Source organism: Algibacter lectus (assembly GCF_004368925.1).
In the GTDB taxonomy this organism is placed as follows: domain Bacteria; phylum Bacteroidota; class Bacteroidia; order Flavobacteriales; family Flavobacteriaceae; genus Algibacter; species Algibacter lectus.
The window spans coordinates 873,019-897,110 of sequence record NZ_SORL01000007.1; the positions used below are offsets into that span (position 1 = coordinate 873,019).

Here is a 24,092-nt window from a genome sequence, read left to right on the forward strand (position 1 = left end):
TACAAATTATATTTTACAATAAAAAAATGCCATGAAAAATAAATTATCAGTAGTTGTAGTTTTAGCTTTTATATTAGCAAGTATAAATTGCCATAGCCAATATGAAGTTTGGCTAGGAACAACTTGTACTCCAAGAAATTCTATTTTAAAAAAAGAAACTTGGGCAAATACAGCTCAATTAGTTGAAGGCTTAAATATTAATAATACACCTGTAAATCCAGCAGCAGGAACACCAAGTGAAGGAGAAGAGTCTCTGACTACTGGTCAATTTAATAATCTAGTCAACACTTATGAATTAGGTGGAAAAAATGGTTTTATTCCAGTTCCTAGAACATTTTTTAAAAGTGATGCTTTCCCTGACAGAGATGATTTAATACCTTTTCTAGAAAATAGATTTGCACAAGTTGATCAAGCAGGCTATACGGTTAATGGGATTATGTTTTTTGATAATTTTGTAGGCAGCGACCCAAGCACTAGAGTTGTTTACAAATATACTTTAGAAGAAGTTCAAACCATGAGAAATTGGTTGGATGCTAACCGCCCCAATGTTAAACTCATCTATAATGCCCGAAATAATGGTGCTGAAAGTAGAGGCTGGTGTGAAAGCCCTTTAGTAGCAAATGTTGCTATTGAAGCAAAACCTCAATTATGGTATAATAATGGGGGTTCAAGGCAAACGTTGCTTAAATGGCTTTGGACCAATCCTAACACCATCAACAAACGTATTATTTTTCAAGTTCCCGTAAATACAATGACCAATCCTTATGGAACACCTAACGGTTTTCAACAATTTAGAGATTTTATGAGATGGCTTGGTACAGATCTCATGGATTTTAATTTTATGAGAAGTAATAGAGTGGTTATTATGCCTGTAACCTACAACCCTGCTTTTACATTTTATCCAGAAACCATAAACGATGGTACTACTTATGATAATACTATGACAGGAATTGCTTTATCCCTTATAGAACAAAGACGTTTATTTCAAGGTTTAGACGGCACTCCAACACAGGCTCAAGTTTATGATAACACTAGATATGCAGCATTATCTACAAATGACTTTGAACTTGATGATAGTGCTATCAAATTATTTCCTAACCCATCAAAAAAAGGGCATGTTGTTAATTTCAAAAATTTAAAATCTGATGATATTGAACAAATTATTGTAACAGATATCACAGGAAAAATAATTCAATCTCATTCTAAGGGTAATACTATAAAAATAACCAATGCCGATACTGGATTATACTTTGTAAAGTTCCGTTTTGATAATGAAAATAATTTCATCACTAAAAAATTAATTATAAATTAAAGATAACATAGCTTTTACTTACTGTATTAACTTATTTCCGTTCCTAATAAAATAAAATCATATGAAATTAGTGTCAATTATTACTTTATTAATTCTTTCATCTTGTGCTTCAAATACACATAATAATAATAATAATAATAATAATATTCAAAAACCAAAATATAATGCTACACCAAAGTATAATGAGTTCTTTACTCCTGCAATGGAAACTGCTGTAGAAAATATACTTAAGCAAATGACATTAGATGAAAAGCTAACTATGTTGCAAGGTGATATAGACGGACATGCACCTCCTAGCAGAGGTTCGGCTGCAGTAAAACGTTTAGGTGTAGGTGCCATGATTTTTTATAATGGTCCTAGGGGACTACAGACGTCATATAAAAGCACACTTTTCCCCACAGGTATTGCGCAAGCTGCAAGTTTTAAACCTGAATTGGTTAATAAGATTGGAGCAGCTATTTCTTCAGAATTACTAGAAGCAGGCTGGGATATTCTAGAAGCACCTTCAATCAACATTATTAGAGACCCTTTGAATGGAAGAAATTTTGAATATTATACGGAAGATCCATATTTAAATGCAAAAGTAACAAGTGCATTTATTATAGGTGGACAAGGTGCAGGTGCATTAAATTCTGCCAAGCATTTTATAGGAAATAATAAAGAACAAAATAGAGGTCAAGTAAATGCTGTTATTGATGAACGAGCGTTACATGAAATTTACTTACCCGCATTTAAAGCAGCATGTGAAGTTGGAGTATTAAGTATAATGACTGGTGCAAATAGAGTTAACGGACCACATGCCTCTGACAATCCGGATATAATCAATATATTAAAAGAAGAATGGAATTGGCCCGGTTTTTTATATACAGATTGGAACGGGGTACAAACATCAAAAGAAGCTTTTGAAGCAGGTTTAGACTTATCTATGCCAGGAAAAGTTAGATCTCCTTTTTCTGTTAATAAAATAAAACCTATAGCGAACGCAAGTCAAACTAATTTACTAGCCTTAGATGATAAAGTGAGACGTTTATTACGTGGTAATTATTTTGCAGGAAAACTACCTGGATCTCCAGCGAAACCAACAGTAATTGTTGATTATGATAAACATCACCAATTGGCATTTGATGCTGCATTGGCAAGTATGGTGTTGGTTAAAAACAACAATAATATATTACCTATTTCTAATAAAACAAATAAGATAGCTGTACTAGGACCTATGGCGAATAAAAAATTCTTTAAAGAATCTGGAGGAAGTTCAGGTGTTAGAGGGGTAATGTATGAAATATCAGCGCTACAAGGTCTTAAAAAAAGATTTGGAGATAAAGTTACGAATGTACCTTTTTCAATCAATGAATTATACAAAACCATTGCAGCTCCTAACGTATATCATATTGATAAAACTGGTAAAAAAAGAGAAGGGTTCTTAGCTACTTACTCAGGTAAACACCCTAATACTGATAAAAAAAATATCGTTTACCATAATACTCCCGATATTAATTTTAATTGGGAAATGGCTTCACCGGACCGTGATGAATTAAGCTCTGATAGATATATTGCAGAGTTTACTGGTACACTAGTTCCTCCAACATCTGGAAATTATACCATTAGAATAAAAGGGAGTCAGCAAGTAACACTTGAATTAGATGGTAAATTGGTTTCTAACAAAATGTTTATCCAAAGGTTTCGTGAGTCTACAATGAGATTAGAAAGCGGAAAAAAGTACGAAATCAAACTTACGTTCCGTAAAGCTCGTGGTGATGGAAATATTCAATTATCTTGGATAACTCCAAATTCTGAGCAACAATTAAATGACAAACTTGACAGATCCGTGGAAGCAGCTCGTAATGCAGAATTTGTTGTTTTAGCTGTAGGTTTAGATCATAATACCGAATCTGAGGGTATGGATAGATTAAGTATGGGACTTCAAGACTATCAAGATAAATTGATAGAGCGCGTAATAGCTGTAAATCCTAATACCGCCATAATACTATACGGAGGAACACCTATGGCTATGCCTTGGTTTGATAAAGCTCCTGCCCTAGTCTTACCTTGGTATGCAGGAATTGAAAACGGAAATGCATTGGCTTCCTTATTAGCTGGAGACAATGATTTTGGAGGAAGAATGCCGATAACTTTTCCTAAAAAATATGAAGACTCACCGGCAGCACCTTTTCGCCAAAACTCAGCTAAAAATGATACTATAGAACATCATGAAGGTGTATTTGTTGGATATCGTTGGTATGAAAGTAAAAAAATTGAGCCATTAATTCCTTTTGGAGCAGGCTTGAGTTATTCAACTTATAGTTACGGAAAACCAAATATAAAAATAGAAGGTAAAAATGTGACTGTAAGTATGACAGTAAAAAATACAGGAAACGTAGAAGGTATAGATGTGGTTCAGTTATATATACACGATCAGCAATCTACTTTTCCAAGACCATTAAAAGAATTGAAAGGATTTCAGAGTATTCAATTAGCACCTGGAGAATCTAAAGACATTGTCTTTCATCTGGATGAAAGCGCATTTTCTTACTTTAATCCAGAGACACATAAATGGTGGTTAGAACCAGGTACTTTTGATATTTTACTTGGACAATCTTCAACTAAAATTTTAAGAAACGTGTCAATTACACGTTAATCAAGAAGAAAAACATCAAATCTTAACCCCTGTATACATATATGTATATAGGGGTTTAATGTACTATAAAGCCTCCTTAAACCACTGACCCCTAAACAGCAGGATGCAAAAAAAAAACAAAAATGATAATTTGGTAAAGCTTGTTTTCCTTCGATTAAAAATAAAGGAAACCTAATAAAATAAGAAGGTACTCTACTTTAAACCTCTAATTATGACTTCGTACTCCTATATCTATAAACTTATGTGTGTGTTATTGTTCTCTATAAACTGTCATAGTCAATATTTACTTTAAAACAATCCTCCTCTATTGAAATAGTATTTCCCTATACCCACGGAGTTATCATCCAATTATATAACGAATACTTATCACTAAATACACAAACAAAATGAAAACATATCTGTTATTCTATTCTAAACATTTTAGCTATTTACTAACTCTTTTATTACTCCTATCAGGGGGAATGATGCATGCTAGCAAGGTAAAAAAAACTAAGAAATCACAAAAAACAGGTGTAGCTTTTACCGTTGTAGAATCGAAACCTCATACAGGAAATGTTACTCTACCTGTTGGTAGTAATATCACAGGGTTAAAAAAATGGTCCTCTGCTGAAAGTTGGATAGGAGAAATTAAACCATCCCAAGAAGATGATGTTGTTGTACCCGAGAATTCTGTGTTGGTATTAGATGAAAACATCAGTGTAAAATCTATTACCGTTGCCGGAAAATTAATTGTCGATCTTTCAAAAGACATTCGCATTTCCACAGAATTTATTTTCGTAAAAGGAGCACAAGCCTACTTTGAATGGGGAACAGAAACGGAACCCTATTTAAAAAATGGACTCATAACTTTGATTGGTACGGATACTGAGAAAAAAATACCCAATACAAACGTCACAACAAAATCAATTGTTGTTATGAACCATGGAGTTCTTGAACTACATGGTGAAAAAAAATTATCTTGGACAAAACTAAGTGCCAATGCAATAAAAAATAGAGATGTTATAAGTTTGGTAGACCCTGCTACAAATTGGAAAGTTGGAGACTCTATTATTATTTTATCTTCTCGAATTAATATGAATCAAGCAGAAGTCAAAACCATAAAAAGCATATCAAATAATGGAAAAATAATAAGATTAAATTCAGTATTAAATTTTCCTCACATAGGTACAGCACATTCTTATACAAGTCCATCAAATAAAACATGGAATGCCGATATTAGAGCAGAAGTAGGACTGTTAACCAAAAGTATAAAAATTCAAGGAGATGCTGATTCTGAAGCTTTAAACTACGGTGGCCATATGATGATTCATAACAATGGTGTAGCTCATGTAGAGGATGTAGAATTGTACAAAATGGGTCAAAGAAAACAATTAGGACGCTACCCTTTCCATTGGCATTTAGTTGAAGAAAGAGGTGCTGGACAATATTTAAAAAACACAAGTATTTATAGAAGTTACAACCGCGCGATTACTATTCATGGGACAGAATCTACATTAGTTGAGGGTAACTTCTGTGTCGATCATATGGGGCATGGATTATTTATGGAAGATGGTGGAGAACGTTTTAATATTATTAGAAATAATGTAGTAGCCGTTACAAGAAAGCCCGCAAAAGGAGACGAATTAACACCTTCTGACAATCAGTTTAGTACCCCACAAAATGCTTCGCCATCTAGTTATTGGATTACAAATCCTAACAATATTGTTACCAACAATGTAGCAGGAGGTTCAGATGGTACCGGTTTTTGGTTTATTTTTCCAGACAAGCCCATTCAACAGTCTTCAGGCGTAGACAGACTAAAAAATTTAAATCCGAGGGGAGATAAATTGGGAGCGTTTTCTGGAAATACGGCACACAGTAATAAAAATGGCTTTGATATATTTGATATTCTAAGAAAAGATCATTCCATAGGAGCCAATGCAAGTTGGAATAGATCTGAAAAACGCTATTTAGACAACAATACTTGGTATGCTAATGAAATTGGCGTGTATGGTGGTATTGGTGGTGGTGTCCCTACTAGAAATGTTATTTTTAGAAATAATGTATTCATTGATAATGAAATACATTTAATGCATGCTAACTATTCAGATCATCTAAACTGCATATTTGTTGCAAAATCAGGTGAAAGTGTATTCAATGGAGAACGTGTTTTAATGAAAGCGTATGACGGAGCTTTTTCTATTACAGATTCTTATTTAGTAGGTTGGAATCAGCCAGAAACAAAATACGCATCATCAATTGGAGGCTCTAAAAAGCATCCAAATTATGTGGTATCAGGTATTGAGAAAGATTTTACGGGACCTCCTATTTTTAATCTTCCGAATTATAATAGATTACAAAAAGGTCCTGCAGGAGCGAATTCTGCTGCACAAGTACGTGTATGGATCTTTGCTATTTGGGACAAAGACGGTTCTTTAACTGGTGTACCAGGTGGAGGAACTATAATATCTAATCACAATATGCTCCGTGACGGTACAGAAAAACCTTTTGAAAATTGGAGGAATACCTATTTCACAAAAAAACGTATTGGACATCTTAATTTCCCAATAACTAGCGGTAATGAAAATGCTACAAACGTTCCTAGAATGACTTTTACAAGAACCAAACCAGGTACATCCAAAGCAGGACACTACCATTCTAATGGTTTTTATAATATTCCACAAACTGCTGTCATATTAAATGATGATTTTCTCTACACGATTCAATTTGAAAATCTACCTGATAACAGAAAACTTACGTTAAGACTGGAAGACACTTACAAAGATGGAGACCATGTAATCATTAGAATGAAGAATTTTGCGAAACTTGCAGGGATTACTACTGAAGAAAACTATCCTGTAGCTACAACCTTAACAGCTTTAAAAAACTCAAGCGAAACAACAGTTGCCAAACTAGGAAACCATTATTACGTAAAGTTCTTTGGTACAAAACTAGGAGTTTCTGTTATTAATTTTAAATGGAATATACAACCTGCGGGTTGGCCTGTATTAGATACCGATAATGATGGTGTTACAGATAGAGATGAAACTTTTGCAGGAACCGAGTATATAGGTTTAGGGCCATTATTTGAAAACAATCCTGTTTTAAATGTGGAAAATGTAATAACAAACAATAATACTTTAACGCTATATCCAAACCCTATTACTTCTAGACAAATTGTTCATTTAAATGGTTTAGAAAATTATAGTAATCTTGAAGTTGTTGTATATGATATTACAGGAAAGGTAATTAACTCTCAGAAAAAAGGGAACACATTAAACCTTAAAAATGCAAAATCTGGCATGTATTTTATCAAGTTCTTTCTTAAAGATAAAAACACATTTATTACTAAAAAGTTAGTGGTTAAATAAAACTAATTTCAAAAACAAAAAACACTTTTGTTGCCTAGATTTTGATGGAATTATAAACTCAAAAACTGCAATTATTTCATCATTAAATCTACGGATATATAAAAGCAAACATTCTATAATAAAATTAAGATAAGTTTATCTTAAAAACTTAACAATTTTTGTCAGTATTTTACTTTATATATAGGTTTAATCATGTTTTAATTGGCAACTACAAACTCTTTACAGGCTTAGGTTTGTGGATATAAATATTAAAACAAATTAATTATGAAAACACAATTTATTACCTTATTTACGTTATTATCAGTTTCAATTATTTTCGCACAAGATTCAGAGGTTTCAGTAGATTCTAAATCCTTTGATTTTGGTATTCGGCATGGTTACATAGCAACAGCACTTTCAAATGAAAACGGCAACAACACTAATCAAGATATCTACTTTGGGCTATTTGCAACAAAAAGGCTATCAGAAAAGTTTAGTTTGCAAATTGAGACCAATATTAGGCAATACTCAGTCATAGAAATTCCATTACTTTTAAAATATAAACTGACTAATAAGTTTGACATTTACTAAGGTCCCCAATTGGAAATTAACACGAAAGATGATTCTATTTTTAGAGGTTCTTCTTCTGAAAGCCTTGCTGCTTCTTTAACTCTTGGAACGCAATACAACATCAATAACCATTGGTTTATAGAGGCCCGATATAATTATGGTCTAGCAGATAAGCATGTTGTTAATAATAACTTAAATGAAGCCCCTATTTTGGGTAATAAAAACAATTTTAGTTTTGGTGTTGGGTATAAGTTTTAAAATTAATTATGAAAACGCTATTTATTACCTTATATACGTTATTAACAATTTTGACTCGTCCTTAATAAAGGCTTTTGAATAATAAAAAAGGTAATGAAGATAAATTAATGTTCACATAAATTTTCTAAAATGAAAAGTCTTAAAACTATCAATATCTTTGTTCTTTTTTTAATTGCATCACATTGTGCTCATGCTCAAAAAGGTAAACCTGCACCATATTTAACCAATGTTAAATATGGTGAGCATGAGCGAAATGTTTTAGATGTTTGGTTTGCAGACAAAAACAAAACAACACCTTTAGCTATATTTATTCATGGAGGAGGATTTTCGTAAGGTAATAAAGAAAGGATCAATGATGATGAACTGACACAATTGTTAGAAGCAGGAATTTCTGTTGCCTCCATAAATTACCGCTATAAATCAATTGCTCCCTTGCCTGCCGCACATAATGATGCTAAGCTTGCTTTACAGTTTATTCGTTCAAATGCTACCGAATGGAACATTGATAAAAATAGTATAGGCGTATTTGGGAACTCTGCAGGTGCACAAATATGTATGTGGCTTGCTTTTAGTGACGAAATGGCTAATACCAAAATTGATGATCCAATAAAAAGGGAATCTACTCGTGTTGCTTGTGTAGCCACAAAAGGTGGACAAACCACTATGGAATCTGACTTCTGGATTAAACATATTGGTAAATATGCTCCTGGTGAAGAGGCAACTTTTAACGGTAAAACTCGCCTTCAAACCTTTGGCGCTAAAACACTAGAGGAAGCCGATGAAATAGCAAAAACGATATCTGCTCTTGTTTTGGTAACTGCCGATGATCCTCCTATTTTCATGCAATATGCAATGTCGCCAAAAACTGCAGTACCAAACAATGCAAAGAGAGCTAGAGGTTGGGTTGTGCATCATGTAGATTTTGGAACCGCACTAAAAGAAAAAATGGACAAGCTAAATGTTGAAGCCGATTTGAAATATCCAGGGGCTAAAACAAAATATAATTCATTCATTGAGTTTTTTGTGGATAAGTTATTAGATAAATAAAATTGAGTTGAATAGGATAAAAACTACTGGCAAATATGAAAAAAAATAGCCGAGACAGCAGTAAAATCAAGGACTGCATCCCATTTAATGTTTTTTGTAATTTGACGATTAAATACCACGAAACGAAATCATACATTAACCGTTGGGTAATATTGGAACGCAATACAACATCAATAACCATTGGTTTATAGAGTCTCGATATAATTATGGGCTAACGGATAAACATGTAGTTAATAATAGTTTAAATGAAGCCTCTATTTTGGGTAATTAAAACAATTTTAGTTTTGGTGTTGGTTATAAGTTTTAAATATACCGAGACGTAATAAAATAGAGTTATAATTCGTCATATCCCTATAGGTTTTTATAGTGACTATTATCTTTCTAAAGTTGGTTAATGAAAAAGTAATAATCACTTTAATAACTTATCAAAAATTAATAAAAAATGAAACGATTTTTAATAATACTTATTATTATTGCTTCCCAACATATAATAACTGCACAACAAACGGGTAGTTGGGGAGATCAAGGCGATGGAACTTACAAAAACCCAATACTTCAAACCAATTATACTGATAATGATGTGATTAGAATGAGAGATACGTTTTATATGATGTCTTCTACTAACCACTTTGTGCCAGGTATGGTTATTTTAAAATCAACAGATTTGGTCAATTGGGAGTTTTCAAACCATATTATGAATGCACCAGTAGATTATGATGAAAATTTTAGTATTACTCAAAAAAGAAAATTAACCAGTAGAGGAAACTGGGCAGGTTCTTTTGGATATAATGGGGAAGAATACTTTGCCTATTGGTGCTACAACAAACGAAACATAAAACCTGGAGGTACACATATTATAGTCTATTCTAAAGCGAAAACGATGGAAGGACCATGGAGTATCCCAAAAGAAATTACTTGGGCAGATGGTAGTCATATAAACACCACTGACCCTGGAGTTTTTTGGGACTTAGAAACTAAAAAGGCATGGATAGGGCTATGGACTCATGGAGAAGTGAGAATTTATCCTATGACATGGGATGGGACTGAAATATTAGAAAATAAGGGAGAAGGAATTCTCGTAACAAATACTTATCAAGGAGAGGCTGTAAAGATCTTTAAGTACGAAAACATGTACTATGTTTCGAATGTTTATGTAGAAAAAGATACTGAAGGCACCAGACTTAGAAAAGGAGCTATTCAACGCTCAAAAAGTATAAAAGGCCCTTGGGGAAAACTTATCTTAGAAAACGGAAATGGAACTAATAGAAACCCTGCACAAGGAGCTTTCATTAATTTGGAAAATGGTACAAGCTGGTTTTTACATCAATTGTCTACAGGAACTCCACAAGAAAGATATATGGGAAGACCACAGTTTCTAGAGCCAGTAATTTGGAAAGATGGTTGGCCAATTGTAGGTATTGATACCGATGGAAATGATGTTGGTGAAGTTGTCTGGCAACACACAAAACCGATACAAAATAAATCTATAAAAGCACCAGCATTCGATGATAACTTTGATAGAGCTATATTAGGGATGCAATTGAACTGGCGCTTTAATCCGGATATGTCAAAATGGTCACTCACAGAAAGACCTGGTTTCTTAAGATTAAAATCATCTGTCCCTTCTTCTTCAAAAAACAACAGTCTAGATGAACTTCCAAATATAATCGGACAACGTTTAATGGGGAGATACGATAATGTCATGACGACCAAAATAGACCTTTCTAAAATGAAGTCTGGACAAGAAATTGGATTTCATATTTCTTCTCTTGAAAATAATGCCATTGCTATCAAAAAAGAAAAAAAGAAATTACAACTCTTGTTTAGATCTGGTAAAAATGACGCTCTTAATATTCAAAAAGGAAGCTTTATAAATCAAAAAAATATTTGGTTTCAGGCGAAAGTCACAAATGGTTTAGCTACTTTTTATTATAGTTTAGACGGAAAAATGTTTACACAATTTGGAAATGAAGTCCGTTTACTATTTAGTGGTTTCGCACCCAATTTGGTTGGCTATTACAGCATGAACTCAGAAGCAAAAGGATATATTGATATTGATTGGTTTCAATATGACTATGATGGTCCAAAAGGAGATACAAAATAATAAACTTATTCATTAAACAAATTTGTAAATACAAAAGACCTCCTTAACATTCGGATGAGTAAAGGAGGGCTTTCTTTTATATTTATAAGCTAAAAAACTATTAGTTTATTGTGTGTAAGGCACAGTACCAGTTGCGTCTAAAGGATATCCCCATTTCTTTATATATTCCATGCCTGGAAGAAAATCGTCTTCTGTTTCAACTAAGCGTTCTATTAGCTTTTTATCTAACTCTTTTTGTAACGAAGCATAGGCTACATTTCCAATTAAATTGTTCATTTGATACGGATCCTTCTCGTCATCAAATAACAACCAAGGACCGTCTAAGTCTTTCGCATAAGTGTATCTTTTAGTCTTAAGCGCTCTATACTCTTTACCTCCATGTTGCACTTTATTCCATTGTCCAAATGGCTGTACACAGGTTAACAAAGTAGACTCTCCAACGTTCTTTTCTTTGCCTTCCAAATAAGGTCTATAGTTAATACCTTCTACAGTGTTAGGAATTGTAACATCACACAAAGCTAAAATAGTTGGTAATATATCTTCCGAATTCATCAAAGCATCTTTTATACCTGGAGCTATTTTTAATTTTTCAGGAATATAATATAACATAGGAACTCCAGCAGATTCGTTATAAGGTTGTTGTTTTTTATAGGCGCCATGAGACCCCAAAAGATCTCCATGATCTGCGGTTACAACAATAATAGTATTATCTAGCTGGCTATTTTTCCTTAAATTTCGGACAACCTTTCCTATCATATCATCTAAGGCCGTAATATGTGCATAATAACCAGCGAGATCCTCTCTTACTTTTTTCTTCATATTAACAGGGACATTTTCACGTAACTTAATATCGTCTGGGTTAAATAAGTCTCTATATTCTTTGGGGGCTGAATGGTAAGGCGCGTGAGGCGTTCCATAAGAAAGTAACATTAAAAATGGGTTGTTAGCCAATTTTCTATCATTCATATAATTAATAGCAGCATCAGTTTGTGCAAACGTGTCATAACCTTTCCAAATTTTTCTTTTAGGATAATCATTATCATAATATACAGATCCATTGTAATTGTGTGTACATTCATTTCCCATCCAAAATTGAAATCCTTGTCTTCTATTACCAGGCATTACATTTTGTAACCTTCCATGTCCGTCAATATGCCATTTACCCACAAAACCTGTACTATATCCTTCCTTTGCTAAAATTTTTGCCATAGTTACCGCATTGGTATCTAATTGCACATCATTCATAAAAACACCATGTGTTAAAGGTCGCTGTCCTGTTAATAGAGATGCTTTAAAAGGAGAACATACAGGCATTCCTGATACCGCATTTTTAAAATTAACACTCATTGCCGCTAAACTATCCAAGGCTGGTGTTTTTACATTAGGGTCCCCGGCATACCCTGTTGCTTGGGCCCTCCATTGGTCTGCCAAAATAATTAGGACATTGGGTTTAGATTCTTTTGTTACTTGAGTGGTATTCCCTTTTTTTAAGTTACAAGAAAGTAACATAGTAATGCCTATAACCAAAAGGCTAAGTTTCTTAAATGGTATCATGTATTTATATATTTTAATTAATCTACAAATTATTCGGTAACTACATCCCAAACTTTTGAACGTATGTCTTCGCCTTTAGGTCCAGATACTGTTAAAACAACAATCCACTCTCCGGCTTTATCATAAAAGTGAGATGGACTTTTTTCAAAAGACTCTTTTCCATCTCCAAAATCCCAATGCCATGTTTCTATTACTCCAAATGACTCATCTTTAAACTGAATCCATCGTTCTTTTCTATCTAATTCTAGAAATGACCAATGAGCTTCTATTGGTTTTCTGTGATTTTCATCTAAAGGCATTAACCGAAAGAAATTCAAATAACTGGCATCACGAATCATTTTGAGGTCGTCTGCCAAATGGATAAAGTCTCTAGATTTTTCGCCATCGTAATCAATAACACACCATGACAAACCAATGATTTCATTTTCTTTTAATTGACTTATTGTTGATTTATCAATTCCAGAAATGTCTGCATGATCGAAAGGTGTTATCCAAAACTCCATTTTAAGATTTCCTTTTTCGCCATGTTTAAAATTATAGTCGTAAGCAATATTGAAATACGGAAAATTTTTTATCCAAGGTGTATTGCCCCAAACCATAGCTGGATCTTTATCTAGGACAGGTGTGAAAATATGATAGTTTTGAGCATGTGCGCCATGGCCTTTAAAATGCAATGCTTCAAAAGTGAAATGATCTAAATTGCCATTATCTTTTTTAATGAAAGGCCCTCCAGATAAATTACCATCAACTACTAATTCAAAAATATCCTGACGAAGTCCTTTCTCACTAAAATCCCAATAATCATCATAAGCTTCAACATAAAAATAGAGTCTATCTAAGTCTTTAACCCATGCTACTTTAACTTCAATATCATAATCTTTTGGGTCTAAATTTGAACCTAAACCTTTTACAGCTTTTTTCATTTCTTTTAAACCAATGGTATAGGATTCTGGAACATTTTTCCAATCTGAAAAACGACCATCAATTCTAGGGATTTCATTTTTTGGAAACTGGTAAATTTTATATTCCTTACCGCGTTGACCAAAAGTGAATAATGACAATCCTAACAAAAAAGTTAAGCAAATTATATACGACTGTTTTTTAATCATGATTTAATCCTTAACTATTTATAATTAAAGGCGATTATTTAGTTTATAAATTTCTAAACGAATGTCATCAAGGCTACCTATGACTAACCAATAATCGTATTCAAAAACATCATTTTTCTTTAATTGTACAGATTTTAATGGTGCGATATAAGAGGTTTGACTATCTGTACTTTCAAAACCCGGAGCACCCGCCATTCCTGCTAAAAAATTTGAAGATATTGGCGTATAAACACCCATACCCCATTTATTATCATCTACAAATGCCATCCAATGTTCTGTAACTTTATTTTCATTATAACGCCCCCAAAAACCATCTTCTAGATGTTCTACTTCAGGATTATCAAGAGTATCGTTCGTAAATGGTGCTTCTCCAAAATAACTATATAAATTTTTAAGTGCCGAAATAGGATATACTGCAGGAAGCTCTTGACTTCTTGCTCCCGTTTCTCCATAAATAGTGTCTGTACGGTGGCAGGTTAATTTATTATGTACTTTTATAACATTGCCTTCTAAGATGCTCCATTGCTCCATTATGGCTTCTGCAGGTTTATTATTCATATCCCATAGCATAGGAATACATTTTACGTATAATGTGTTCTCTGTTTTTGTAGCAGCTAATATCTCCGCTCTATTTCCAAAAGAATCTCCTACCTGAATAGGATTCCACGTCCATGGCGACCAATTTGGATTTTGACCTTCCTTAACCCTATTTAACATATTTCCTGCATAATAAGATTGCTGAATATAGCGCCCTTCGTCATGCACATTTACAATATTTCTTTCTTTTCCAGATTCCGAAATATAAAAAATAGCCCCACCTCTGGTTAAATCTAATTTTAATTCTAAAATACCATTATCTATGCCAACTTCCTTTAAGTTTGTATCTACGATTGTTGCAACTGGTTTTTGTTTGTTTTTCTTGAAACCTTCACAACTTATTATAGTTAATAGAATTAATACTCCAACAATAAAATTTCTCATGGCTAGCTATTTCTTTACTGTTTGAATAGTTACAGGCCCTAATAGTCCTGATGAAATCAATTCCTCTTCTTTTTTGGCACTATCAACAATAACCCAAGTAGTTCGCTCATCTTTATCTAATTCTCGGTCTCCCGTCAATCTGTTTCTCCAAACATTAACCACTTCTATTTCTATAGTATTTTCGCCATTTTTAAGAGCAGAAGTTGCGTTTAATTTAAAAGGAGCGATCCATGTGGTACCTATATTTTTTCCATTAATTTTCACAGATGCCATAACTCCAACTTTTCCTAAATCTATATACACATTTGTCATTTCTTCTTCTTTAGAATACTTAAAATTAGATGTATAAACAGCAGTACCTGAATAGAACTTTATTTTATCATTTTCACTTTCAATCCAATCTGTTAATTTAGGAAGTTCTATAACTTGTTTTGGTCCAATGTCTTTGTTTTTAAAATCAACCTTCCATGGATTATTTAATGTTTGAACGATATTGGTTTCAGGAAAATTACTTTCACTTTTTAATGTTTCACCCATGTTATTTGATGTACTAAAAACAACAAACCAACTTTGTAAAGCTTCCATTTTTATTGGTACTGCTGTACGGTCATTTAGTTCTTTAAAATCGGGTAAATCTTTAATTGTTCCATTAATGGCATCCCAAAGTTGAGGTTTCATCCCTTTTACTCTAAATGAAGGTGTAAACTCAATAGCTTTATCACTCTGATTGGTTAAGAAATAAATTTCTATTCCTGGCATTGTTCGGTGTGTCCAAAGTACAGAGGCTTGTCCGTTTAAATCAACATCTTTATCAATATTTAATTTTGTAAGTGCCTCTTGTAATTCCAAACCATCAGCAATAGCCCCTTGCCTATACGTTTTTAATGCTTCGTCGCTAGATCCCCACATTTTATTGGCTATTTCTTTAACTTTAATATCACTTTCCGGATAATTTTGTAAGCTTGGAGATTTTTTGGGTGCTTGTCCGTAAATTTTTCCACCTTGACTAACTAAAGTTTCTATTTTCTCTAAAAGTTCTGGTCTCATGGTATCAAACGGTGGCAACACCATTAAACTATAACTCATACCATCAGGCAATACAAATTTGCCATCTTTAACCGTCATTCTATCTAAAATAACCTCAGCATTAATATAATCATAAGAATAGCCTTCTGGTAATTCAGGGTTTCTAACACCAGTCATTATTGGTGCATCTTCGCCTATAAAATAGCACACGTCTGCAGCATACTGACCTTGTTGTAGCATATGCTGTGATCTTCTCAAATAATCAAAATAAGCTTTCGATTTTTTAAACCATGTATTATGGCGATTAAATTCTGTACTAAACCAAGCATTAACACCTGGCACCCTATTATCGTCTGGTTGATGAATGTATAAATGCAGTACAAAATGATTAATACCTTCGGTTAAAGACCAATCGCCTCGTTTTTTTAACATTGCTGGGTGCCTAACATATGAACGTTGTCCTGCGGTAAACGCTTCGGCAGAGACTCTGTTTTTCCCATAAATGTGAGCAGCAGACGATGCCGACTTACATTCAATATCTCCTAAAGTACCTTCATTCCAAAACTCGCCACTTACCAGATCCGACTGCCCTCCATACATTAAAAACTCTGAAGGAAACCCCCAATGTCCATAGTTTTCTAACCACAATTGCAAATTATCCTCATTACTTGACTCTCTAAGCCCACCTGTATATTCATAAGCTACGGCATCTGCAATAGAGCGACGTAAATCCCATAAAAAACGTTCAGATTCTTCCACACTTCCTACAATTCTGCCTGTAAAAACAGGTAAGTATTTTATAGGGCTATAACCAAATTTGGCTTCAAATTTTTCAGCATAACCATCTGTCCAGTTTTGCGACCCCATTTCATAACTATCTGCAATAACATATTTAAAAGCACTTTTGCTTTCTTCTGGAATTCGTTTTAAAAATTCTCCAATAAATTGTTTGTAATGAAATTGAGCCAAGGCTTTATTAGCTTTATCAACCTCATACCCTTTTCCTTGCGGTGCCGATGGTGAATTTCTTGTACCGGTTGGAGTCATCCCAAAACGCTGAATGGTCCACAAACCTGCAGGAGCTTCCCAATTAAGTTTTCCATTAGCATCCATTTTATCGCTGATATTAATAACTGCGTTAGACCCCACTTTTAAAGCCGAATCTACAGATTCTTGCTGATTCCATTTATAACTATCCCAAGCCGGAAATGGTGTTGGGTGCATTTTTGCTAAACTTTTTCTAGCATAACTTTCCATTCCTGAAGCTTCTGAAATTGAAATCTCTGCTAGATCCCATTCACCTTTTTGCTGAGCAGGGTTCCCTTTTATTAATTGTTTAAATTTTATTTTAAAACTGTTAGATTTTATATTTGCTAAGCTTACCAATATGGGTGCATATTTATCTGCCCCCACATTTGGTGTTAGCTTTCTCCTGTCAACAGTAAATGCTTTAATCTTTTTATATTCACCATCCATTTTAGCAAAAATCTCTCCACTTAAAAACATGTTTTTTCTACCAGGAATAATGCGCAAACTATTAGCGTTTAATGCTTTTTCTGTAGTTAATTCAATTTCATAATTACCGACGCTATTTGAAAAACTGGCTACAGATACCGTATCAGCATCTATAAGATTCATAGCGTTTTTGATACTCGGTTTTACCACAATTTTGGTGTTTTTTACTGAAGTCGTATTCGCTTCGTAACCTATTGACGGGAACGCTAAAACATAAGTATCTTGGAATTCTTTTTCAGGTTGTACCAAATTTAAATCAATAGTTTTACCGCCTTCAACTTTCACTTCAGAATACGTTACATAGCGCATCGCCATTTCTGATGTTATCCAAGGGCCTCCTGATTGACTCCATCCTGGACAGTTAAATGCTCCTATATCAACACCAATACGCTTTCCTTCATTTACAGCGTGTACCATATGGCTCCACCAATCTTCACTTAGCATAGGCACTTTACCATCTTTTTCATCAGGATTTATATTTCCTATTAAAGCGCCACCAATACCAGCAGCTTTCATAGCTTCTAAATCTTTGGTAATTCCATCTTTAGAAATATCATCACCAATCCAATACCAATAACACCATAATGTATTGTCTTCCGAAGGGGTTACAAATCCGGTTTTCAACTTCCCTAAATCGGGCTTTTTAACTTCATTCGGTGTTTCGCAACTATGGAATATAAATGCGGTTAAAACTATGATAATTTTAAAATTTTTCAATAGAAAATTCATACGTGATACAACTTGTAATTATTAGACTCTTTAATAAGTTTGTGTAAATAAACACATAAATGTTATAAAATCTATCCTGCCCTTTACTGCCTATCACTATTAGGCTAAGAAGATAAACTAGAGATTATACAAGTGTATTACCTTATTAAACACATTCCTTTTTTTACTAATTACTCAAAAAGAAAAACAAGTAGCTATAATTACCTTAAACCATAAACAGCAGGATACAAATAGAACTTCAAAAAGATATATTTGACATTCTTAATACTTTTTATATCAAATTTTAAGCACGCGTTATGAACAGAAATAAACTTATTTTTTTAGGCATCATATTACTTACAATCTTACCATTGCTAAATAGCTGTCAAAAGGACTCCGATATTGAAGATATCCAAAAAGAAGAGGAGGAAGAAACTCAAAATGGAACTTTTGAAATCATCTCAGAATCTAATCCTAGAATTACAACACACCATTTAGCATCTGGCTCATCTGGATTTCAAATTGGTATTACCTCAAATGCTGGTGGTGTAATCAATGAAGTGATTATTCCTGGTTTAGGCGATATTATGGATAAAGAAGCCGATCTATATGGTAGAGCTGGACAAGTAGCCATTAGGGACGCTTCTCATGGCGGGCGATATAACCCCACTCAAGCCGGTTTTAATGAAACCTTAGGCTCAAAATGTGAAATTACTCAATCCTCAGATTATAAAACGCTAGTCGTTGAACCAAGACCGTTGGCGCTTTGGCATGGTGATGGGCAATATGACTTTACAAGATGGGAAAATGTTGGGGCCGATCCATACAAAACTGATGGCGGAAATACCGATGAAGATGGATTAGATGAGGAAGATTTACCTGGAAAACAATTGGATGAAGTACGAAGTGAATTCGATTATTATGGCACTTACGAAGACCTTTCTGGTAAAAATGGCATTGATATAGCCATCATACGTCATTACTACCAAATATCCTTTATCCGTCCGCCAGGACATTGCATCAATCAACATAGAGCTGGCACAAAACTATGGAACGCCAATGCGGTTCAGCCTGATATTTCAAGAAATGCTCCTGATGGTGTACATCAAGGATCTGACAAGGATATGAATAGAATGACGAGCGTTTGGTCTTTAAGACATGACAGGGATAAATGGACGCCAACCTACACCTATTATAGAAAAACAAACGGACAATGGGAAACACTTATTATGGATGATGTTGGTAAAACTGATGATGAGTTTCCAAATGGCGATCATACCCTATTTATAAATGCTGAATCTAATATTGAAACAGAAGGCAGAGCATTAGCAATTTATCGTCCTAAAACAGATATTAACAGAAATATGATTATAGGCCTTAATGAAACAGATGGAAGCATTAGTTATAAAGACAATAGAGCTGTTAAGGATGTCATACAATATTCCCCTAAACGGATTGCTTCTATGAGTAAATATGGGTTTGTAAACATTATTAGAGGTATGATCAACAGGACACGATTAGATTCAAATACTTATGAAGCCTTTAGAAATGAAGTTTATATACTTTATGGCACGCCCCAAGAAATTATGGATGCTATTGCACTTTTGGATGTTAGTTTGGGTATTTAATTTAAACTGAAAAAATATTTAAATACTAAAAAATGATGATAAAATTAATAAATATCTTCATTTTTAGAAAAAATCACTCAAATTACACCTGGTTCAGCTTAAAGATAGCACAGGAACAGCAGGATGCGAATTACATAGTGGAATTTTATATTTGCTTCAACAAATAAACTAAAACCTTGTAAATATGAAAACATTAAGCTATCTAAAAAAAATATCTTTAATCGCATTAGCGACTTTTGTAATTTCATCTTGTGAAGAAGACGGTATTACTCAAATTAAGAATGATGATGCTATAAATACTGAAGAACTGAATATTATTGAAATTTTAAGTGCGGATCCAAATTTTAGTTCTTTTGTTGCATTTTTAGAGGAAGCTAACCTAACTACTGTTTTAGCTGCGGATGGAAAGAAAACCATATTAGCACCAACAAATGACGCTTTTGAAAATTATATTGATGATAATGATTTTCTTAGTTTTGAGGATATACCAGATACAGCTTTAACCGAACTTTTATTAAACCACGTTATACCAGATAGCAGTTACACGACTACAGGCCTTAAAGCGCTAAGAACTGGATATGATAAAACTTTGGCAACGGGACCAAATAATACTAACGTAAGCATCTTTTTTAATGGAATATCTGGATTAGCCTTTAACGGTGTGCCAGTAACTGGTAATCAAATTAACGCTAAAAATGGTACTATACATGTTGTAAATGGTGTTGTTCCTCCGGCTACACTTGCAGTATTAATTGGTTCAAATCCCAGCTTTTCGGGTTTAGTTGATGCTATTATTCATGTAGAAGATTTAGGTTCTCCCACACTTCAACCATCATACAGTGAAGTTTTAAATAACCAAACAGAATTAGGCCCTTTTACCGTTTTTGCACCATTAGGATCTGCATTTAATGCTTTAAAAAAAAGTTTAGGAGTTCAAAATATTGAAGATATCCCTACAGAAACAGTTGACGCTGTTTTGTTAAGACATATTGTTAATGGAATAACACCAATTAACGGGTTTGTTGATGGAGAAATAACAACTTTAGATGAAGGAACAATTACTGTAAATATGGCTGGTTTAACACTTACAGACAAGGACGGTACTGGCAGAATACTTCCAGCAATAAGTGACTTACAAGCTACAAATGGTATTTTACACGTTGTAAATAGAGTCATTGGAGAAACAACAAAGGAATAAGTGAATTTATTAACTATAAATTATGTTCTTTTAAAAAACGCCTTAATTTCTTAAGGCGTTTTTTTATGTATTTAGCCCCTAATAACACACCAAGTGATTCCTGTGGTAGCGTGGGAATAAAGCCCTAACTCTCGCTCGTTTATAACGAGTGCCGTCTAAAACATCAAACCTTTACCTTTTTATTAAACATGAAGCAACAGGATACTAAAACCTATTTAAAATCCTAATATTGTTAGTAATAATTATGGCATAGTATTACTCAACCCAAAAGTATTAGTACAAATGAATAAAAAAATAGTACTTCTTTTTCTACTAACCCTAGTATTTTCTTGTAAAAAAACTAACGAAGGTATTTCTATTAAAAAAGTAACCGTAAACTATTTTGAAAATCCTTTAGGAATTGATGATCCACATCCTAGTATCAGTTGGTCCATGGTTTCAAAGGAAAGAAACAAGAAACAATCTGCATACCAAATTAAAGTCGCTAGTTCTGAAAAAGCCCTTGAAGATGATAATAACCTGTTATGGGATTCGGGTAAATTAAATTCACATCAAAACTCACAAATTCGTTACGCAGGTAGCAAACTGAATTCGAGACAACATTGCTATTTCAAAGTCAAAGTTTGGGACGAAAATGATAGCGCTTCAGAATGGAGTGACACAAATTTTTGGACTATGGGTTTACTAAATCAAACGGATTGGAAAGCAAAATGGATTGGTTTTAAAACAGACGATAAGAATAAAAAAGACACTTTACACTTACCTCCTGCTCCATATTTAAGAAAATCATTTTCAGTTAACAAAACAATCCAAAACGCCACACTTTATGTCACAGCATTAGGTGTTTTTGAAATAGCATTAAATGGAAAAAAAATAGGACAAGATTTATTAACGCCTGGATGGACTAACTATAATAAACGCATCTATTACAGAACCTATGATGTTAGTAATACTATAAACCAAGGAGAAAACACACTAGGTGCTATTATAGGCGATGGTTGGTATGCTGGTTATGTTGGGCCAAAAGTATTATCAAAACCGAGAAATAGAGAACTCTATGGATCACATCCAGCATTATTGTCTCAGTTAGAAATTCAATATGAAGATGGCACCAAAAAAATCATCGTTTCAGATGAAAGTTGGAAAGCTAAGGAAGGTCCCATAGTTTATGCCGATTTACTTATGGGAACTGGTTATAACGCTAATTTAGAATTACCCAATTGGAATACTTCTAATTATGACGACCAAAATTGGGATAACGTATACATTCACGAAGGGACAAAAGGTGTGCTTCAAGCCTATCCAGGAAATAGCATACAAATCTATGATGAAATAAAACCTATAGAAATTACAGAACCAACAAAAGGTACTTATGTATTTAACATGGGACAAAATTTTGCTGGTCATGCACGTTTACAAGTTCAAGGGAATAAAAACGATACAATTATCATGCGTTTTGGAGAACGTTTATATGATGATGGCAAATTAATGACCGAAAATTTAAGATTTGCCCGAGCAACTGATACTTACATTTTAAAAGGTGAAGGTGTTGAAATATGGGAACCAAAATTTACATATCATGGTTTTCAATATGTTGAGGTTACTGGACTAAAAAACAAACCAGACCATAACACCATAACGGGTATCTCTTTTGGCTCGTCCATACCAATGGAAAGTTCATTTACATCTTCTGATACTATCTTAAATAAAATGTTTGAAAATGTGATTTGGACGCAGCGTTCTAATTTCATGGAAGTTCCTACAGACAGTCCCCAGCGCGATGAGCGTTTAGGTTGGTTGGGCGATGTTCAGATTTTTTCTAAATCGGCACTATACAATGCAAATCTTGGTGCTTTTAATAAAAAGTGGTTTGCAGATGTTCGAGATGCACAATATGATTTTGGACCTTATTCTGTTTTTGCACCTCAACCCTACCCCAAATTGGAATGGTTTTCTCCTGGTTGGATGGAAGCTGGCGTTATGGTACCCTACAATACTTATAAATTTTATGGAGACACTAAAATAGTGGAAGACCATTATGAGTCTATGACGCGCTTTATGGATTATCATATAGAAAAAAGTAAAAACGATAAATTTTACCCTGAAGATTCATGGGCAGAAGCTAAACCAAAAGGCGGCTTTGGAGATTGGCTATCCATGACCGACAAACATCTGGCACACGATATTATGGCTTCTATGTATTATCAATATGCATTAAAAATAATGGCAGAAATGAGTGCCGCCATAGGTAACCAAGAAAAGGCTGATTATTATCAATCCACTTATAAAACTTCAGTAGCTGCATTTATAAAACATTATTTAAATGAAAACGGAAAATTTCAAATAGATGAAACTATTTATGGCGATGGAAAAGGCTATTTTGAAGGCGAAAAAGGATTTACAGGACATACTCAATCGGCTTACGCTACAGCCATTTATTTTGATATTCTCCCCGAAGCACTAAAAATAAAAGCGGGAGAACATTTAGTAAATCTTTTAGAAGAAAATGATAATTTACCCTCCTCAGGTATTTTAGGAATTCGACAATTACTTCCTGCACTTTCTAAAATTGGTCGTTCAGATTTAGCATACAAGATATTACTTAAAAAAGAATATCCAAGTTGGGGCTTTCAAATTGCTAATGGAGCCACAACTATTTGGGAACGATGGAACAGTTACACACCCGAAAAAGGGTTTAATGGCGAAATGAATGCCAAAATGAATTCTTTTAACCATTATGCTTTTGGCGCTTTTTCTCAGTTTCTGTTTAGTGATATGGCAGGAATCAATACGAAAGATGCTGGCTTTAATAAGATTATTATTCGTCCGAAACTAGGCGATAAATCATTAACTAATGTACATGGTGAATATGGTTCCATAAATGGTAAAATTGTGTCTTCTTGGTCTATAAATGACAATACATTTTCATTAGACGTTGAAATTCCTGTAAACACCACAGCGAAAGTATTTGTTCCTGCCAAGAAAGATTATACTATTAAAGAAAGTAGCACTCCAATTACTGGAAAAAAATTAAAAATATTAGAAAGAGATGGCATCTACCAAGTCTTAGATATTGGTTCTGGAAGTTACTCTTTTAAATCTGAAATATAAAAAA

15 protein-coding genes are annotated in these 24,092 nt (G+C 33.7%); 11 read left to right on the forward strand and 4 right to left on the reverse strand.

Features of this window, described 5'->3' with window-relative positions; all coding sequences use genetic code 11:
• Positions 1–31 precede the first annotated feature (31 nt).
• The 8 genes from DFQ06_RS04700 (at position 32) to DFQ06_RS04735 (ending at position 11,258) form a co-directional block, all read left to right on the forward strand.
• A complete protein-coding gene (locus DFQ06_RS04700) occupies positions 32–1,312 on the forward strand; it encodes a T9SS type A sorting domain-containing protein (protein ID WP_133966284.1) in 1,281 nt (426 codons plus the stop codon).
• Positions 1,313–1,373: 61 nt separating this feature from the next.
• Positions 1,374–3,950 (forward strand): beta-glucosidase, encoded by a 2,577-nt coding sequence (locus tag DFQ06_RS04705; RefSeq protein WP_133966286.1) that lies wholly within the window; start codon positions 1,374–1,376, stop codon positions 3,948–3,950.
• Between the two features lie 386 nt (positions 3,951–4,336).
• Positions 4,337–7,300: a G8 domain-containing protein gene (locus tag DFQ06_RS04710; protein ID WP_133966288.1), complete on the forward strand. Its 2,964-nt coding sequence runs from the start codon at positions 4,337–4,339 to the stop codon at positions 7,298–7,300.
• Between the two features lie 264 nt (positions 7,301–7,564).
• Positions 7,565–7,870, forward strand: coding sequence for a hypothetical protein (locus DFQ06_RS04715; RefSeq protein WP_133966290.1), 306 nt, complete (start codon positions 7,565–7,567; stop codon positions 7,868–7,870).
• A 9-nt stretch (positions 7,871–7,879) separates the two neighbouring features.
• Positions 7,880–8,107, forward strand: coding sequence for an outer membrane beta-barrel protein (locus DFQ06_RS04720; RefSeq protein ID WP_133966292.1), 228 nt, complete (start codon positions 7,880–7,882; stop codon positions 8,105–8,107).
• Between the two features lie 129 nt (positions 8,108–8,236).
• Complete coding sequence (locus DFQ06_RS04725; RefSeq protein ID WP_133966294.1) at positions 8,237–8,440, forward strand: hypothetical protein; 204 nt, start codon at positions 8,237–8,239, stop codon at positions 8,438–8,440.
• Between the two features lie 30 nt (positions 8,441–8,470).
• Complete coding sequence (locus DFQ06_RS04730) at positions 8,471–9,154, forward strand: alpha/beta hydrolase fold domain-containing protein (RefSeq protein ID WP_317129996.1); 684 nt, start codon at positions 8,471–8,473, stop codon at positions 9,152–9,154.
• Positions 9,155–9,596: 442 nt separating this feature from the next.
• Positions 9,597–11,258, forward strand: coding sequence for a glycoside hydrolase family 43 protein (locus DFQ06_RS04735; protein WP_133966298.1), 1,662 nt, complete (start codon positions 9,597–9,599; stop codon positions 11,256–11,258).
• 105 nt (positions 11,259–11,363) lie between these two features.
• Here the strand turns inward: DFQ06_RS04735 and DFQ06_RS04740 are convergent, their stop codons facing one another.
• From DFQ06_RS04740 to DFQ06_RS04755, 4 genes are read right to left on the reverse strand one after another with little or no spacing between them, the layout of a single operon-like run.
• The gene (locus DFQ06_RS04740; RefSeq protein WP_133966300.1) at positions 11,364–12,812 is read right to left on the reverse strand and encodes a sulfatase family protein; all 1,449 of its coding nucleotides are present in this window, start codon (positions 12,810–12,812) and stop codon (positions 11,364–11,366) included.
• Positions 12,813–12,841: 29 nt separating this feature from the next.
• Entirely contained in the window at positions 12,842–13,921 is a 1,080-nt protein-coding gene (locus DFQ06_RS04745) for a PKD domain-containing protein (RefSeq protein ID WP_133966302.1), read from the reverse strand.
• A 24-nt stretch (positions 13,922–13,945) separates the two neighbouring features.
• A complete protein-coding gene (locus DFQ06_RS04750; RefSeq protein WP_133966304.1) occupies positions 13,946–14,902 on the reverse strand; it encodes a hypothetical protein in 957 nt (318 codons plus the stop codon).
• Positions 14,903–14,908: 6 nt separating this feature from the next.
• Positions 14,909–18,160, reverse strand: a complete 3,252-nt coding sequence (locus DFQ06_RS04755) for a glycosyl hydrolase (RefSeq protein WP_159140029.1) — start codon at positions 18,158–18,160, stop codon at positions 14,909–14,911.
• Positions 18,161–18,468: 308 nt separating this feature from the next.
• Here DFQ06_RS04755 and DFQ06_RS04760 point away from each other — a divergent pair, with 308 nt between their 5' ends.
• From DFQ06_RS04760 to DFQ06_RS04770, 3 genes are all read left to right on the forward strand, one after another.
• Positions 18,469–19,779 carry an alpha-amylase family protein gene (locus tag DFQ06_RS04760; RefSeq protein ID WP_133966308.1) on the forward strand — a complete coding sequence of 437 codons (1,311 nt, stop codon included), beginning with the start codon at positions 18,469–18,471 and terminating at the stop codon, positions 19,777–19,779.
• A gap of 184 nt (positions 19,780–19,963) precedes the next feature.
• A complete protein-coding gene (locus DFQ06_RS04765) occupies positions 19,964–20,977 on the forward strand; it encodes a fasciclin domain-containing protein (protein WP_133966310.1) in 1,014 nt (337 codons plus the stop codon).
• 282 nt (positions 20,978–21,259) lie between these two features.
• On the forward strand, positions 21,260–24,088 hold the full coding sequence (locus tag DFQ06_RS04770; protein WP_133966312.1) for an alpha-L-rhamnosidase: 2,829 nt from the start codon (positions 21,260–21,262) through the stop codon (positions 24,086–24,088).
• The last annotated feature ends 4 nt before the right edge of the window (positions 24,089–24,092 follow it).